The organism is Paenarthrobacter sp. GQ52, from assembly GCF_059759005.1.
Map to the genome: position 1 here is coordinate 1 of NZ_JCAXEJ010000010.1, position 14,220 is coordinate 14,220.

Genomic DNA, 14,220 nt, shown 5'->3' on the forward strand with positions numbered 1-14,220 from the left:
GCTTAGTGCCTCATCCGAACTGACAACCGCGGCTTGACAGACATAGAAGAGTCTGAGTCGCAGTTAAGCGCGTTTTGAGTCGTCATAACGCGCACAACTGCGACTCAGTTGGGTTAAAATCGGGTTAGGGGATGTTGTTTCCCCGCGCTGCCACCCACAGTCCGTACCACTCGGCACGGGTCATGCCGGCAGCCACGGAAGCGGCATCGGCGCAGGCAGCGATCCGGGCAGGGTTGGTGGTTCCCACTACCGGCGAGATCCTGGCCGGGTGCTTCATGAGCCAACCCAGCAGTACTGACTCCGGCGTGGTGCTTTTCTCCCCCGCCAATTTTTCGAGCATATCCGCGGTAGCCGACTCGGCCGGTGAATGCTCCGCGGACGGCGCACCTGTATAGCGCCCCTGGGCCAACGACCCGTATGCCTGCAGTTCAATTCCCTTGGCCATGCAGTGCTCAAGAGTCCCGTGCGGAAAGCTGTATTCCAGACTGTCCGCATGGTTGACCAGCACGGTACTCTCCAGCCAGCCCCGGCGAAGGAGGCTCATTTCCAGCTGGTTCGCCACGATGGGCGCCTCCAACCTGTCCTGCAGGAAGGCGATCTGAGCGCCGGACATGTTGGACACACCCAACTGCCGCACCTTGCCTTCCGCCATGAGCTGTCCGACGGCGTCCGCCACCTCGCGCGGGTCCATCAACGGATCGGGCCGGTGCAGGAGCAGTACGTCCACGTAGTCCGTTTGGAGCCGCTTCAGGCTTTCATGGACCCGTTCAAGGATGGCGTCACGGCTGAGGTCGTAATGCGTCTCCAGTCCGCGCTCCCCCAGCCTGATCCCGCATTTGGTCTGAAGCTGGACCTTGTCGCGCAGACCCTGCGAACGGGCGAGGACTTCACCAAAGACGGCCTCGGACTTTCCGCTGCGATAGATATCCGCATGGTCGAAAAGCTCAATGCCAATCCCTTGCGCAGCTTCAATCACCGCGGCTGCCTGATCGATCTCCGAAGCCCCGTAGGACGTGCCGTCCCAAGGGCCGCCGAGTCCCATGCAGCCGTAAATGAGGCGTCCCCGCCCGTTCGCAACAGTCATGCTTTCAGTATCACCGCGGCCCTTAGGCTTTGCGGACAACCCAGGCAGTGGTGTCGGACGGCAGTTGACCGTCCTCCAACGGACCGCTTGTCACCACGATGTCTCCTTCCGGAAGCTCCACAGGCTCGCTGCCGAAGTTGGTCACCGTGTGCCAGCCTCCGGGGCGGCTGAAGTGCAGCACATCCTGGTTGCCCGTTTCCACCCACTCGAGTTCCTCGTCGGTTTGGAGTTCGCTGCGCAAGCCCAGTGCCTTGCGGTAGAGCTCAAGGGTGGAACCTTCCACGCCCTCCTGCCTGGCGACTGCGTAGTCCTTGAACCACTCCGGCTGCGGGAGGTGTGCTTTGCCCGCACCGAAACCGAAGGAAGCACCTTCTGCGGTCCACGGCAGCGGCACACGGCAACCGTCACGGCCAATCTCGACGCCGGGGTTCCGGAAGAAGGACGGGTCCTGGCGTTCAGTGTCAGGAATTTCCGAGACTTCACGCAGCCCAAGCTCTTCACCCTGGTAGAGGTAGGCAGAACCAGGGAGCGCAAGCAGCAAGAGCGTCGCGGCGCGTGCACGACGCAAGCCAAGTTCGACGTCGAGCTCTTCCGCCGGCGCGCCGGCCAGCAGCCACCCCTTGCCGTCCTGGCCCTTGGGCTTGCCGCCGGTGATGTCCTGCGCAGCGTTGGTTCCCTGCGCTACGGAACCGCCCTTGGGCAGGCCGTAACGGGTGGCGTGGCGGACGACGTCGTGGTTGGAGAAGACCCACGTGGAGGATGCTCCCGATTCCTTGGCCGCTACCAGGTTGTCCGTGATGATCTTCTTGAACGACCCGGCGTCGAAATCGGACTGCAGGAGGTCGAAGTTGAACGCCTGGCCCAGTCCTTCCGGGCTGGCGTAGCGGGCACGGCGTGACTCGTGCACCCAAGCCTCGGCAACGGCGGTGCGGGGCGGGTTGTACTCGTTGAAGAGCTTCCGCCACTCGGCGTAGACCTCGTGGACTTCGTCGCGGTCCCAGAAAGGGTGCGAACCATCAGTGAAACCATCGGTGCCGTGGGCTTTGGCTTCCAAATCGGCCTTCATGGGCAGCGGCTCGGAAAGATCCTTGGCCATGCCGTGGGCCACGTCGATGCGGAAGCCGTCCACGCCACGGTCGGACCAGAAGCGCAGTGTCTTGAGGAAGTCCTCCCGGATCTCCGGGTTCTCCCAGTTGAAGTCCGGCTGCTCCTTGGCAAAAATGTGCAGGTACCACTGTCCCGGCGTGCCGTCGGGTTCGGTGATGCGGTCCCAGATAGGTCCGCCGAAGACGGAGTCCCAGTCCGACGGCGGCAACTCGCCGTTTTCGCCCCGGCCGTCGCGGAAGATGTAGCGGTCGCGAGCCGCAGAACCCTTGGGTGATGCCAGCGCTTCCTTGAACCACTCGTGGCGGTCGGAGGAGTGGTTGGGAACGATGTCCACCACGATCTTGATGCCTGCGGCGTGCAGGGCTGCTGCCATTTCGTCGAAGTCCTCAAGGGTCCCCAACTTCGGGTCCACGTTGCGGTAGTCGTCCACGTCATAGCCGCCGTCCGCGAGCGCCGACGGGTAGAACGGACTCAGCCAGACGGCGTCGATCCCCAGCTCCTTCAGGTACGGAACTTTGGCCGTGATGCCCTTGATGTCTCCGAGGCCGTCACCGTTGGCATCGTAGAAGCTGCGCGGGTAGATCTGGTAGACGGCCGCTTGGCGCCACCAGTTCGGATCAGACATGCGGTGGACGTCGGTACGGTGTGCCTGAGTGGCGGAAGTGCTCACGAAACTCCTTTGATTTAGAATCTAAATTTATCTTCCGGACCAGTATGGAATGCCCGGTCCGGGAAGGTCAACAACGGCTAGCCCTTTACGGCACCTTGTGTCACGCCGGCCATGACCCAGCGTTGCGTAAAAAGGTAGGCAACAATGGCCGGTGCCATCGCCATCAGGTAGGACGCGAAGGACACGTGATAGTTGTTGCTGAACTGCGTTTGGAAAAGGTTCTGCCGCACGGGCAGCGTCTGCATTGCCGGATCGGAAATAATCAGCGACGGCATCATGAAGTCGTTCCATGCATAAAGGAACGCGAAGATCCCCACGGTGGCACTCATTGGCGCCAGCAACGGGAAAATCAGTTTCCAGAAGGTCTGCCACGTGGTTGCGCCATCTATCCTGGCGCTCTCTTCCAGTTCCATCGGGATCGACCGGAGGAACGCGGTGAAGAGCAGGACGCTGAAGCTCAGTTGGAACATGGTGGCCAGCAGGATCACGCCGAACGGGTTGTCCAGGCCGAGCCGGCCCGTGAGCTGAATCTGCGGCAGCGCAACCACGGGGAAGGGAATGAACATTGCGCCCAGAAGATAGAAGAACGAATACCTGAAAAGCCGCCGTTCCCAGTTGCGCACGATCGCGTAGGAGGCGAAGGCGGCCAGGATGATCGTGGCAAAGACGGTCCCCGCTGTCACCAGCAGCGACATCGCGGCTCCCACCGGGAAGTTCGTCAGGGTCCAGGCCTGGACGAAGCCCTCGAGGCTAAAGGGTGCGGGGAAGGAGAAGGCATTGCCATCCACCGCCTGTCCCTGGGTCTTGAAAGCCATGGAGACCGTGACATACAGGGGAAGAAGCACAGTCACTGCACAAAGAACCAGGACGGTGGTTGCCGGCCAGTTGACGCGTTCAACTTTGGAGCTGGATTTTTTGGTCATCAGTTGGTTGGTCATTACAGTGCATTCCGTCCGCGAGTCAGCGAGAGCTGTACGAGAGAGATGAGGATGGCGACCACGAAGAAGATCGTTGCGTTGGCCATCTGATAGGCGTAATCGCCGCCGTTGAAGCCGGAAATGACAGTCATCGCGATGCTCCTGGTGGAGGTTCCCGGGCCTCCGTTCGTCAGCCCGACGATGATGTCGTAGGCGTTGAGGAAGCCCTTGAACCCGAGAATGATGTTGATAACCACGTAACCGGCCACCAGCGGAAGCGTGATCTTCAGAAGCTGCTGGAATTTGCTCGCGCCGTCGATATCGGCGGCCTCATAGACATCTCCAGGGACGGCCACAAGGCCTGCAATATAGATGAGCAGTGCGCCGGGAACGGCCTGCCAGGCCGTAACCATCACGATCGCAATCCATGCCAGGTCCGGGTTGGCGAGCAGACTGCTTTCCAGCCAAGGAATTCCTGTCGCAGCTCCAAGCGACGGCAGGGAGTTCGAAAACAGGAAGTTGAAGACATAGGCGATGATGATGCCGGAAACCACCATGGGGATGACAAAGATGGTCCGGAGCGCCGACTTCATCCGGATGCGCGACGTGAGCCCGACGGCAAGGAGGAAAGCGACCACGTTGACCGCGATCACGGTGACGATGGAGAACCCGAAAGTGAAGAGGTAACTCTGCAGGATCGCCGGGTCGCTGAAGATCGCGATGTAGTTGGTGAGGCCGATGAACTCCCAGTCACCGATTCCAATGGAGTTCGTGAAACTGAAGAAGATGCCCATGATGCCGGGAATCGTGATGGCCAGCGTGAACAGGATGAGGCTGGGGACCAGGAAAAGGTAGAAGATCGGTTCAACGCGCCGCCTGCTGCGTGGGGCCGGGTGACCGTCCTTTTGAAGACCTTGCTTGGACGTGGTTGGGGTGGTGATGGTGGACATGTAGCTGACTCCCTATGGTCTGCACTACTGGCGGAACGCCAGGCGCGCCCAATCTGCGTCGAGGGTGCGGAGGGTGGATGCAGGGGGTGCGCCGAACACGATTGCCTGCGTGTAGTTCATGATGGGGATGGTGCGGGGAACGAGCACCGAGGGACCTTGATAGACCTTGCCGTTGTCGTAGTACTCCACCATTCCCTCGATCCGAGGGTCCGGGACGTTTGCGGTCTCCTTGGTGGGCGTGAAACCCAGCTGCGATTTGTTGTAGGCATCAATCACCTCGGGCCGGTACAAATACTCGAGGAAGCCTCGGGCAGCGTCCTTGTGCTTGGATGCCTCCGGAATCCAGGCCGCGAGGTCCACATTGACGCGGACGCGCAAGTCCTTGGGGTCCTCAGTCATCGGCAGCGGAAAGGTTCCGAGCTTCAGGTCGGGGGCGGTCTTGGCGATCTCGCTGAAGGCCCACGGGCCTTGCAAATACATAGCAGCCTTGCCCTGCGAGAACGCCAGGTTGCCGTCGCCGTACGCCCGACTCGCAGCGTCCTTGTTTACGTAGCTCTTTGCCAGCGTCAACATCTTCTGGACGGGCTGCTCAAAATCCTTCTGGAATGACACCGAAGACTCCGGCCCGACGTCCACGCCTTCAGCTTCAAGCTTCTTGAAGAAGTCAAGGGTGTCCACCTGCCCGCCTACCGAGTAGTCAAACCACCCCTGGGCGATCGTCCAGTCATCCTTCCAAGTGGCATAGAACGGCGTTACTCCAGCGGCTTTCAAAGCTTCACAGGCTGCGATCAATTCGCTCCAGGTGGTGGGCACGGCAATGTTGTTGGCAGCGAAGATTTCCTTGTTGTAGATCACGGACGACGCCATGACCGAATACGGCAGGGCACTGGTCCGTCCGGGATACGAACCGTACTGTTCCATGAGCGGCCGGAGGTCCTCGCGGATGCGGGATGCCGCCTCCGTCCCTGACAAGTCGCTCAACGCTCCGCGCTGGACGAACCGGGACGTCTCCATGTTGTAGTTGGCAAGGGCGATGTCCGGCGGATTGCCGCGAACGAAACTCGCAGACACGACGTCGACGCCGGAAGTATCGAGTACCACCTCGGTTTCGTCCTGGGACGCGTTGTAGTCGGCAACAAGTTTGGTCATGAAGCCGATGGCTTCCCGTTTGCTGAACGTGAAGCGGATTGTCTCCTTGTCCGAATCCCCTGGGTCTCCGGCGCAGCCGGAGAGTAGGCCGGCGAGCAGTGCCAAGCCCAGGCCCATTGCTGCAAAGCGTTTCCTGCGTGTCGATTTCACAGACACCGTAGCCCTTTCGTCTTGCGGACCTCAGTGGCCGCATCTCCATCGTGCGGCGGACCATGCGCATCGCCACCCGAAGTTTAGATAGGAGCTAAATTTATGCCCTATCGCTAACTATGGTGAGTGATGCCCGCCACAGGGTCAAGAGTTTGCCGAAATGCGTCGTCATCTAAATTTATGTACTAAATTTAGAGAGACCGCTCTATCACTCCGATAGGGCGGCTGAGAAGTGGGAGCTCCGAATGCAGGCCGGGACCGCACCGTCAACGCAACTGGTACGCAGGGTCAACGCCAGCGCCATGCTCAAAGCCATGCGCGGCGCCGGCATCGTCACCGGCACCGAGCTGATGGCCGCCACGGGACTCTCACGGGCCACCGTCATTTCGATCTGCGACGAACTGGTCCGGCTCGGCTGGCTTCAGGAATTGGAGAACCAGCGAGGCGCCGGTGACTACGTCAAGGGCAGGCCTGCGCGGCGCTTCGCATTTGATGACAGTGCGGCCAGCGTGATCGGCATTGACATAGGTGCCAACAAGATCACAGCAATTGTGGCCGACATGGCCGGTAGGCCCTTGTCCCAGGTCACGATGCCTTTCCGTGCCTACAACGTTCCGGCCAATGAACGCGCAGACGTGCTGGACAGCATAGCGGCAGAGGCCTTGGAGAAGGCTGGCGTATTTGCCGACTCTGTCCTAGCCGTGTCTGTTGGCGTGGCCGCACCGGTCAGCCGCGCGGGCGAAGTCCTCAGGGCACAGGAATTCTGGAAATCATTCGATGTCCGCAAGATCGTATCCGAGCGCCACGGTTGGCACGTACTTTTGGAAAACGACGCCAACCTCGCAGCCCTCGCCGAACGCTGGCAGGGCAGCGCACAGGGAGTCGACAACCTGGTAGTCATGCTCGCCGGCGACCGTTTGGGGTCCGGAATCCTCGAATCCGGCCGCTTGCTCCACGGGCAGGTTGGTGGTTTTGGCGAGCTGGGATACCTGGACAACGTGGACGGTGTGGGCGACACCTACGGCATTGCCCACTACGCCACCCTATGGGGCCGGGAAGCCCTCGATTCCGGCACGGAAACCAACCTGCGGGCACTGTGCGGTGGTGATCCCGAAGCCCTGACGGCAGAGATGGTTTTCAGGGCGGCAAAGGAAGGCGACCACGCAGCGCGCAAGGTCATGGATCGTATGGCGCACCGCATGGCCCGTGTGATTGGCTCCATCAGTACGTTGGTCAATCCCGAGCTGGTGGTTATCGCCGGAGCCGTCGCGGCCTCTGCCCAGACCTTGATCCCAGCCATGGAAAAGCAGGTGCCCGACTTCACCTTCACTCCCCCACGCCTGGCAACATCAGCTTTGGGAGATGGCATTGTGTCCCTCGGCGCGATCCGCCACGCGTTGGACTACGTAGAAGAGAATGCACTGGATCTCTACCCGGCTTCACTGTCAAAGCAGGTTGCCGCGGGCTGATCCGGCTCGACCTAGTCCGGCATTGACATCGTCCGCAGGTCAAGTTGCCGGAGGACCCTGTCAGCCACTTCCGGGTCGGTGCCTGGCTCGTTGCGGGCTGCCACCACTTCCTGGCGGGCGGCATCGAGGGCGATGGTCTGCACTGCGATGGACAGTTCCCGTCCACGCTTGCGCTTCTCAGCAACGGATTCGTTCTGCAGCGTGCCATCCAACAGCTCGGCATGGAGGCGGCGCATCTTTTCCTTGACCAGGGTCACCTTCTCGGCGGGAAGTTCCTTCATGAGGTCATGGTCTTTCAAAGCAGCCACCGCCGCCGACTGTGCCCGCTTGGCAAGGACCTTTGCTGCGTCCTGCTCATGTGATCCGTCCTCCGTCGCATCCAGGACGCGCATGAGCCACGGCAGAGTCAGGCCGGGGAGGACCAAGGTGGCCAGGAGCACCGCGCAGGCAATCACCAGGATCTCGTGACGGGCCGGGAAGTCGCTGCCATCCGGCAAGGTCATGGGGAGGGCCAAAGCGAGGGCCAGTGTGGCCAAGCCGCGCATGCCGCACCAGGTCAGGATCAGCACTTCCTTGGGCGACGTTGGTTGCAACAGGTTTCTGCGTTTACGTGCGGTGAGGGCGAGGAGGCCAAGCCAGAGGAAACGCACCACGAACACCAGGATGCAGATCACCACGGCCATACCGATCATCCCGAATATGGCGGTGCCTTCATCCCGGATGACATGACGGATCTCCAGCCCCACCAGCCCAAAGGCCAGCCCTGTGGCCAGCAGCTCCACCACGTCCCAGAAGGCGGTGCGCGTAATGCGTTCAGCGGCGTCCTGCGGCCGCGTATGACGCTGCAGTTCCAAGGCAGTGACGACGACGGCCACCACACCTGAGGCGTGGAGCTCTTCCGCGAGGATGTAGGCGGCAAAAGGAACCACCAAGGTCACGGCGCTGCGGGCAACCATGGAGGTGACCAGCTTGGTGATGAACTTGGTCAGCCATCCCATCGCGATGCCAATCAGAACAGCCAGCGCTGCGCCAATGACGAACTGCGGAATAACTTCCGGGCCTACTTCCTTGCCCGACATTGTTGCTGCCACCGCTGCCTGGAAGATCACGATTGCCGCGGCGTCATTGAAGAGTCCTTCGCTCTGAAGGACCGTGATGAGCCGGCGCGGCATGTGCACTCGGCCGGCCACGGACTCCACGGCAACGGGGTCCGGCGGGGCCACCATGGCACCCAAGGCGATGGCAGCCGGGATGCCGATGCCCGGAATCATGAGCCACGCAGCGCCAGCCACCACTGCTGTGGACACGACCACCAGGGCCACAGCCATCAGCAGAAGTGTCCGCCAACGCACCCGGAAAACAGCCCAGGAACTCTTCTGCGCCGTTGCGAACAGCAAAGGCGGAAGGAAGATCGGCAGGATCAGTTCAGGCGAGATCTCAAACTCGGGAAAACCCGGAATGAAGGTGAGGGCAACGGCCAGAAGCAGCATCAGGACAGGGTAGGGAAGCCGGAGCCTATCCCCCAGGCCCACTGCCACCACCGTTGCAAGCAGCAACCCGACAATGAGCGCCAACTGATCCATTTTCCTGCTTCCCCAGCGGTTGTACGGCACTTCCCCAGGCCAAGCCGAAAAAGTTCCCTACCAACATATCCCGGCGGAACAGGCAGCGCTGAGTCAGTCCTCCGTGAGGGCGTCTACAACATCGTCGGTACCATCCTTGAACGTGATGGTCCGGCGGATGGTCCCCGGGAGTTCCAGGACGGCCGCTGCCACCAAGGCAACATTGGCCCTGGAAGTCTCCGTGCCATTGCCGGGGTTGGCTGGATCCGTTTCGATCAGACCGGTGGCAGGTTCGTCCGTCAAAGTTCCCGGGCCCAGGACAGTCCAGTCGAGGTCCGTGCTGCGCAAGTAGTCGTCCGCCGCCGCTTTGGCCTCGGCATAGGCGAAGAACGGGTGGTCTTCCGGGACGCCATGATCCGTGGAGGCTCCGATGTAGGACACCATCACATACCGCTTGACGCCGGCTTCGGCCGCCGCGTCCATGGAGCGGATGGCTGCGTCACGATCAACGGCGTAGGTCCTGGCAGGATTGCCTCCGCCGGCCCCGGCCGACCAGACCACGGCGTCGTGGCCCTTGAACGCCTGGGCGAGTTCCGCCGTCGTCGAATTTTCCACGTCCAGCACCTCAGCAGTTGCGCCGGTCTCCGTGACATCTGCCACATGATCGGGATTTCGGATGATGGACGTGACGTCGTGACCTTCGCCACTAAGAATGCGGGACAGATGCAGGGCCACTTTCCCGTGGCCGCCAATGATTGCGATTCGGCTCATGAACCCATTCTGTCCCACGGAACGAAAAAAGACCCCGCAGGCGAATGCTGCGGGGTCTTGCTCTGTAGCGGTGGGGAGGCTCGATCTCCCGACCTCACGATTATGAGTCGTGCGCTCTAACCAACTGAGCTACACCGCCACGAATGAGAAAAACCTGTGTCAAGCCGGTCAAAACCGCCTTGACACAGGCCCTCATCCAGAGCCCCCCACCGGAATCGATCCGGTGACCTCGTTCTTACCAAGAACGCGCTCTACCACTGAGCTAGGGGGGCAACGAGTAAATACTCTACCGGACGTTTTCGGAAGCTACAAATCGGCGAAAAAACGCGGAAAACCGGCGCCGACACAATTTGCGAAGACGCGGATTTCCTGATCCATTTTTCGCGACGCCGGCAACCGCCGTCGGCGTTTTTGGCGGATCGAATCAGGGCAGCCGGAGCACCTGCCCAGGGTAGATCCTGTCCGGATTGGGCACCGTATCTGCGTTGGTGGCGATGAGGGCTCCAAGGTCCACGCCGTACTGCGCAGCGATTCCGTCCATGGTGTCCCCCTGCTCCACCACGACCTCCGTGACCCGCGGCGCCACCGGACCCGGCTGACCGGTCCCTGCGGCGGCCTCTGAGGCGGCCTCCTGCGCCCGCAGCTGGACTTCCGGCGCCTCGGGCTCCAAGCCCTCCTGCTCGGCCTCCTGCGCTGCTGCGGCGTCCGCAGCCGCCTGTTGCCGGGCTGCCTGCGCGGCGGCAGCCTCCGCAGCGGCCTTGTCCGCAGCGGAAACCTCGACGGCGGCAGCATCCTCTGCTGCCTGGCTCGCCGCACTCTGGTCTACTGGCACCGGGTTCGCCGCACCCTGGCCTACCCGAGCTGCGTCGCTTTCACCAGCGTCCTTGCCGCCGAAGCCCAGGTTCTTCTTCACGTTGTCCAGCAATCCCATGGAGCACCCTCCTGATTTCTGCTTGCGTTCAGCCGTGCCTCGATCGTACGGCCGAGCCCGGCCCCATGGAACCCGGTCCTGTTCGAAATCCGAGCCGCACAAGGGCGTGCACAGCGAACAAGAACCGGAGTGAAGCGTTAAACGCGTGAGGGGGCCGGCTCGAAAGCCGACCCCCTCACGGGAACTACTCAGTGATGATCACCAAGAGAGCGTTTACCACTTGCCCTTGCGGTTGAAGTCGCGGTTTGCGCCTTCTCCACCGGTGCGGGGCTTGCGGGCGCCGTCACCGTGACCGCCGAAGCGTGAACCGCTGGCCTGGCCGCGATCGCGGTCGCCGTAGCTGCCTGCGGTGCGCTCGGAACGGTCGCTGTAGGAGCGGCCGCCACGGTCAGCGGAGGTACGCTCGCCGTCGGACTTGCGGAAGTCCTTCTTGAAGCCACCGGCACCCTTGAAGTTTCCGCCACCACGGTTTTCGCGGTCGCCATAGCCACCACGTCCACCGGAGCCGCCACCTTGGTAGCTGCCACGGTCGCCGCTGGGCCTGCGGCCGTTATCCAGCTCGAGGTTGATCAGTTCGCCACCGATGCGGGTGCGGGACAGTGCGCGCAGCTGCTCGGGGCTCAGGTCTGCCGGGAGCTCCACCAGGGAGTGGTCCGAGCGGATGTCGATGCCGCCGATCTGTGCAGAGGAGATGCCGCCTTCGTTGGCAATGGCGCCAACGATCGAACCCGGCATGACGCGCTGGCGGCGTCCCACGGAGATCCGGTAGGTGGCGTTGCCCTCGGTCAGTGCACGGGTCGGGCCACGTGAGCCGAAGCCGTCCTTGGAGCGCTCGCGCTTCTGGTACTCAGGAGCGGCAGGCAGTTCCTTGACCAGCAGCGGCTGTCCACCCTGGGCCATGACGGCCAGGGCTGCAGCGATTTCCGACGCCGGAACGTTGTGCTCTTCTTCGTAGGAGGAGATGAGGTCGCGGAACGCTGCAACATCCTCGGACTCGAGGGTCTCGGTGATGCGCTCGGCGAACTTGCCCAGGCGAAGGGTGTTGACGGTCTCGGCGGTAGGCAGGTGCATCTGCTCCACCGGCTGACGCGTGGCCTTTTCGATGGAACGCAGCAGGTACTTTTCACGCGGCGTCATGAACAGGATGGCATCGCCGGAACGGCCTGCACGGCCCGTACGGCCAATGCGGTGCACGTAGGACTCGGTGTCGTGGGGGATGTCGTAGTTGATCACGTGGCTGATGCGCTCAACGTCAAGGCCACGGGCCGCGACGTCGGTAGCAACCAGGATGTCGATGCGGCCTTCCTTCAGCGCGTCCACAGTGCGTTCGCGCTGCTGCTGCGGGATGTCGCCGTTGATGGCGGCAGCCTGGAAACCGCGGGCCTTGAGCTTGTCAGCCAGGTCCTCGGTAGCCATCTTGGTGCGCACGAAGGCGATAACGCCGTCGAATTCTTCAACCTCGAGGATGCGGGTCAGGGCGTCCAGCTTGTGCGGGCCCATGACCTGAAGGTAGCGCTGCTTGGTGTTGGCGCCGGTGGTGGTCTTGGACTTCACCGAGATCTCGGCCGGGTTGTTCAGGTACTGCTTGGACATGCGGCGGATCTGGCCCGGCATGGTGGCAGAGAACAGCGCAACCTGGCGGGTTTCCGGAGTCTGCTGGAAGATCTGCTCTACGTCATCGGCAAAGCCCATGCGCAGCATTTCGTCAGCTTCGTCCAGTACCAGGTACTGGAGTTCGGAAAGGTCCAGGGAACCCTTGGCGATGTGGTCGATCACGCGGCCGGGGGTACCGACAACAACCTGTGCGCCTCGGCGAAGGCCCGCGAGCTGGGGACCGTAAGCCGAGCCACCGTAAACCGGGAGCACGGTGAAATCATCAATGTGCTTGGCGTAGGAGGTGAAAGCCTCGGCAACCTGGAGAGCCAGTTCACGCGTCGGAGCCAGGACCAGGGCCTGGGTCTTGCGGGACGGGCCGTTGAGGTCATGAAGTTCGGCCAGGCGGGACAGGGCAGGAACAGCGAAAGCTGCGGTCTTGCCGGTACCGGTCTGGGCGAGGCCAACTACGTCGCGGCCTTCGAGGAGCAGCGGGATGGTGGCGGCCTGGATGGGAGACGGCTTCTCGTAGCCGACGTCCTGCAGGGCGGCCAGAACGCGACCGTCGATGCCAAGATCGACGAAGCGGACGCCTTCTTCTTCCTCTTCTTCTGCCTTGGGGGCAGGAGCTTCAGTGAAGGTGGGGGCTGCAGTCTCGGCTGCAGCGGTCTCGACGGGGGCAGCGGCAGCAGCCGGTGCTTCAGCTTCGGCGGGTGCGGAGGTCTCTGCTACATCAGCGGACTCAGCAGTGTTGGCGTCGAAGTTTTCGTTGAGATTTTCGGTCATAGGGGGAAATTCCTCATCCATAGGGCAGTCGGCGCGGCCCGGTTGGGCTGGCCGCATTACTCGTCGCGAGAAACAGGAAAAGGTGCCCTGCTTTCGCAAGAAGTCCGGCGCTATCGCAATCCCATGGCAGGACTTCCCGCTGCATCTCTTGGCTGCTATCCCAGCAGTCTGTACAGCGTTTTCTTTAGCCGGCTCTCCCTATGAAAATGCCCGCACACATTTGCGGGCCCCAACACTTACCAGTCCTGCCTCAAGAATTGGGCAGGATAAAGGGATTTCCGGAGTGGGGGATATTTCAAGTGTAGGGCACAGAGGCCCATCACCGCGAGCTGAGAGTCCTCGAAGGCCGAGTGAGCTTGTTCACACCGGTTTGGAAGGCTCCCCCGCCAAGGTTCTAGAGCCCGTTTCTCCGGAGCACCTTTTCGAAGACCGGGTGGTAATCCTCCTGCAAACGGATCTCCCCATCGGCGTCCGCATCCAGCAGGATCTGTACCAGTTCAGGAGTGGGCTCACTGAACCACTGACCCACCGTGATGCCGTGTTGGGGGATGAAGGTGCGGTGAATGTGGTCCCCTGCGGAAATCGTGCCTGTCTTGATCACCCGGAGGTACGTTCCAACCCGGCCGGCCTGGGTGAAGCGCTTCACCCATTGGGCTTCGCCGATCACCCGTTGGAAGGTGGCGCACGGTACGCGCGGGGACGTGACTTCCAGCTCCACATCCAGGCCAATCTTCCAGCGTTCCCCGATGACCGCGCCGGTGGTTTCGATTCCAGCCACGCGAAGGTTCTCTCCGAAGACGCCGGCAGGCAATTCCCGCTGCAACTCGCCCGCCCAGTAGTCCGCATCCGCCTGCGAATATGCGTACAGGGCTTGGTCTTCACCGCCGTGGTCCACCCGATTCGCCTGCACGTCCCCGTGAAGCCCAAGTTTGTGAACCTTGACTTGCCCTTCTACCGGACGCTTGTCCATGCCGGTGACTCCCACGCTCCCCTCGGGATCGGGCAGCAACTGGTGGACCCGGCAGACGGCAAGGAGGGATGCGGTGTTCATGATCACCAGTGTACGGACGGGCAGCTCCAA

Annotated in this window: 11 protein-coding genes and 2 tRNA genes; 1 reads left to right on the forward strand and 12 read right to left on the reverse strand. The window is 62.0% G+C overall.

The window, feature by feature from the left end; all coding sequences use genetic code 11:
• Nucleotides 1-124 precede the first annotated feature (124 nt).
• The 5 genes from AC6CH8_RS14010 to AC6CH8_RS14030 form a co-directional block, all read right to left on the reverse strand.
• Nucleotides 125-1,084, reverse strand: a complete 960-nt coding sequence (locus tag AC6CH8_RS14010) for an aldo/keto reductase (RefSeq protein WP_498191218.1) — start codon at nt 1,082-1,084, stop codon at nt 125-127.
• Between the two features lie 22 nt (nt 1,085-1,106).
• Nucleotides 1,107-2,861 (reverse strand): glycoside hydrolase family 13 protein, encoded by a 1,755-nt coding sequence (locus AC6CH8_RS14015; RefSeq protein ID WP_498191220.1) that lies wholly within the window; start codon nt 2,859-2,861, stop codon nt 1,107-1,109.
• Between the two features lie 77 nt (nt 2,862-2,938).
• Nucleotides 2,939-3,799, reverse strand: coding sequence for a carbohydrate ABC transporter permease (locus AC6CH8_RS14020; protein ID WP_091469086.1), 861 nt, complete (start codon nt 3,797-3,799; stop codon nt 2,939-2,941).
• Nucleotides 3,799-4,728, reverse strand: coding sequence for a carbohydrate ABC transporter permease (locus AC6CH8_RS14025; protein WP_498191221.1), 930 nt, complete (start codon nt 4,726-4,728; stop codon nt 3,799-3,801). The genes AC6CH8_RS14020 and AC6CH8_RS14025 overlap by 1 nt, the downstream gene beginning before the upstream one ends.
• 24 nt (nt 4,729-4,752) lie before the next feature.
• Nucleotides 4,753-6,033: an ABC transporter substrate-binding protein gene (locus AC6CH8_RS14030; RefSeq protein ID WP_498191223.1), complete on the reverse strand. Its 1,281-nt coding sequence runs from the start codon at nt 6,031-6,033 to the stop codon at nt 4,753-4,755.
• 239 nt (nt 6,034-6,272) lie between these two features.
• Here AC6CH8_RS14030 and AC6CH8_RS14035 point away from each other — a divergent pair, with 239 nt between their 5' ends.
• On the forward strand, nt 6,273-7,496 hold the full coding sequence (locus tag AC6CH8_RS14035; protein WP_498191225.1) for an ROK family protein: 1,224 nt from the start codon (nt 6,273-6,275) through the stop codon (nt 7,494-7,496).
• An 11-nt stretch (nt 7,497-7,507) separates the two neighbouring features.
• Here AC6CH8_RS14035 and AC6CH8_RS14040 read toward each other — a convergent pair whose 3' ends face one another.
• The 7 genes from AC6CH8_RS14040 to AC6CH8_RS14070 form a co-directional block, all read right to left on the reverse strand.
• Nucleotides 7,508-9,079, reverse strand: coding sequence for a Na+/H+ antiporter (locus AC6CH8_RS14040; RefSeq protein WP_420178649.1), 1,572 nt, complete (start codon nt 9,077-9,079; stop codon nt 7,508-7,510).
• 93 nt (nt 9,080-9,172) lie between these two features.
• The gene (locus AC6CH8_RS14045; protein WP_498191227.1) at nt 9,173-9,829 is read right to left on the reverse strand and encodes an SDR family oxidoreductase; all 657 of its coding nucleotides are present in this window, start codon (nt 9,827-9,829) and stop codon (nt 9,173-9,175) included.
• A 65-nt stretch (nt 9,830-9,894) separates the two neighbouring features.
• Nucleotides 9,895-9,968, reverse strand: a tRNA-Met gene (locus tag AC6CH8_RS14050).
• A gap of 61 nt (nt 9,969-10,029) precedes the next feature.
• Nucleotides 10,030-10,101, reverse strand: a tRNA-Thr gene (locus AC6CH8_RS14055).
• Nucleotides 10,102-10,253: 152 nt separating this feature from the next.
• Entirely contained in the window at nt 10,254-10,760 is a 507-nt protein-coding gene (locus AC6CH8_RS14060) for a LysM peptidoglycan-binding domain-containing protein (protein WP_498191229.1), read from the reverse strand.
• A gap of 213 nt (nt 10,761-10,973) precedes the next feature.
• Nucleotides 10,974-13,139 carry a DEAD/DEAH box helicase gene (locus AC6CH8_RS14065; RefSeq protein WP_420178652.1) on the reverse strand — a complete coding sequence of 722 codons (2,166 nt, stop codon included), beginning with the start codon at nt 13,137-13,139 and terminating at the stop codon, nt 10,974-10,976.
• 394 nt (nt 13,140-13,533) lie between these two features.
• The gene (locus AC6CH8_RS14070; RefSeq protein WP_179019652.1) at nt 13,534-14,190 is read right to left on the reverse strand and encodes an MOSC domain-containing protein; all 657 of its coding nucleotides are present in this window, start codon (nt 14,188-14,190) and stop codon (nt 13,534-13,536) included.
• Between the last annotated feature and the right edge of the window lie 30 nt (nt 14,191-14,220).